We start from the raw sequence: 1729 nt of genomic DNA, 5'->3' as shown, positions 1-1729 counted from the left end.
TCGATCACCTGATCCGCACGTCTGCCCCGGCATAAACGCCAACGCTGAAAACACAAAACCCCATGAGTGATCATGGGGTTTTTTTGTGTCTTGCGCATTTCAAGTGTGGGAAGGGCCGTGCGACGTTCCCACATTGGATTTTCAGTGAGTTTTACAGCGGCGCCGGCTGAATGATCTCAACCCAGTACGCGTCCGGGTCCTTGATGAACGCCAGGCTCTTCATGCGGCCGTCATTCAGGCGTTTCTGGAAATCACAGCCCAGTGCTTCGAAGCGCTCGCAAGCCGCGCGAATGTCTGGCACCGAAATGCAGATGTGGCCGAAACCGCGAGGGTCGGTGTTGCCATTGTGGTAGGCGAAATCCGCATTGTTCTCGGTGCCGTGGTTGTGAGTCAGCTCAAGAATGCCGGGAATCGATTTCATCCACTGGGTACGTGCAGCGGCGTCGGCCGGTATCAGGTTCTTATCGACCAGCGCCAGGAAATACAGGCTGAACTCGGCTTCCGGGAAATCGCGCTTTTCCACCAGTGTAAAGCCGAGGATGCGCGTGTAGAAATCCAGCGATTTGGTGATGTCCTTGACCCGCAACATGGTGTGGTTGAAGACGAATTGCTGCGTGGCAGTGTCAGGTTGGGCGGTAACGCCGGGGAAGGTGTTCAGTTCGTGCAGGCTCATGGGCCCTCCGGAAAAAAGTGGGGCAAACGGCGCTCAAGACAAGAGCTGTCCCTTGGCTTGCCGTTGATGGGACTTGCTTGCAGTACGCCAATAATACGCAAGGCTGTGTATTGCACCAAAGCAAAACCTTCAGCTATTGCCTGGCGGCGTGGCGGGGCTCAGACTTTAACGCTCGCCCCGTCAGTGTTGAGTGCAATGTTTCGACCGTATCGCTATTTGATTGTTTTGACCTGCCTGTTGTCGGCTGTTGCCCGCGCCGAGACTGTGCTTCCTGAAATTACCTGGCCCAGTGGCTGGGAGGTGCAGGTATTGCCGCAAGAGGGTGTGGCCGTTCAGACGGCGGCGAAGGTTACAAGGCAGCGGGCGGTGAAAAACGATGAAAACGGTGATCCGGTGCTGGTCATGGAGTTGACCATGAGCCAGGTTGAGCCGGGGCATGAAGTCAATTTGCAAGGCGTGCTGCTGGAAATGCGCAAGTCCGTGCAAAAGGATTTTTTTCGGGGCGGTTATCAAAGTGTTTGCAACAAAATTCATCCCGCTACATTGAGCAGGCTGCAAGCGCTGGAAACCACCTGCACGGTCACCCAGAATGGACGACATGTGTTGTCGCAAACATTAGTCGCGGCGCTAGATGCCGATAAGGCCTATGTTTTTTCCTACGCAGGCCAAGCCGAGGCTTATGCCGCAAGTCAGGATGAAATACGCGATGCGCGAAACAGTTTGAGACTTAAGTAGTGCGCGATGTCTGCATGCTAGCCGTGCCGAGGGATATTGTTTAATACCCAAAGGGATTAAGCAGAAAGTTGTACCGGATGCCTGTGGTATTTGGCCGGCGTTTCCAACTAGATCGACGATCATCGTTGCATTAAGTATAGGCGAGCATAAAAAAGCCCTGCACAGGCAGGGCTTTTGGAGGGGCGCAGGAAAGCTTAAGTGCGCAGCCAGGAGTCAACGGTGCTTGCACCATATTGTTCCTTCCAGGCTTTCAGGCCACGGTGATTGCCGCCMTTGGTTTCAATCAGTTCACCAGTGTGCGGGTTTTGATAAACCTTGACC

Annotated in this window: 3 protein-coding genes; 1 reads left to right on the top strand and 2 read right to left on the bottom strand. The window is 54.3% G+C overall.

Annotated elements, in window-relative coordinates:
* Positions 1 to 151 precede the first annotated feature (151 nt).
* Positions 152 to 673 carry a lactoylglutathione lyase gene (gene gloA, locus AC1DH9_RS28515; protein ID WP_427537047.1) on the bottom strand — a complete coding sequence of 174 codons (522 nt, stop codon included), beginning with the start codon at positions 671 to 673 and terminating at the stop codon, positions 152 to 154.
* A gap of 195 nt (positions 674 to 868) precedes the next feature.
* Here gloA and AC1DH9_RS28510 point away from each other — a divergent pair, with 195 nt between their 5' ends.
* On the top strand, positions 869 to 1408 hold the full coding sequence (locus AC1DH9_RS28510) for a DUF4946 domain-containing protein (protein ID WP_427537045.1): 540 nt from the start codon (positions 869 to 871) through the stop codon (positions 1406 to 1408).
* Positions 1409 to 1602: 194 nt separating this feature from the next.
* On the opposite strand, the gene AC1DH9_RS28505 is transcribed toward AC1DH9_RS28510, so the two are convergent.
* Positions 1603 to 1729: DNA binding protein (locus AC1DH9_RS28505; RefSeq protein WP_477809270.1), on the bottom strand; the 127-nt coding region annotated here is incomplete at its 5' end.

The organism is Pseudomonas sp. 05T35, from assembly GCF_056396605.1.
The sequence above is the reverse complement of the archived record's forward strand: the minus strand, read 5'-3'. Positions and strand labels throughout refer to the sequence as shown.

Coding starts and splice junctions, on each gene's coding strand:
- AC1DH9_RS28510 (WP_427537045.1), top strand. CDS start 869: ATGTTTCGACCGTATCGCTATTTGATTGTTTTGACCTGCCTGTTGTCG.
- gloA (WP_427537047.1), bottom strand. CDS start 673: ATGAGCCTGCACGAACTGAACACCTTCCCCGGCGTTACCGCCCAACCT.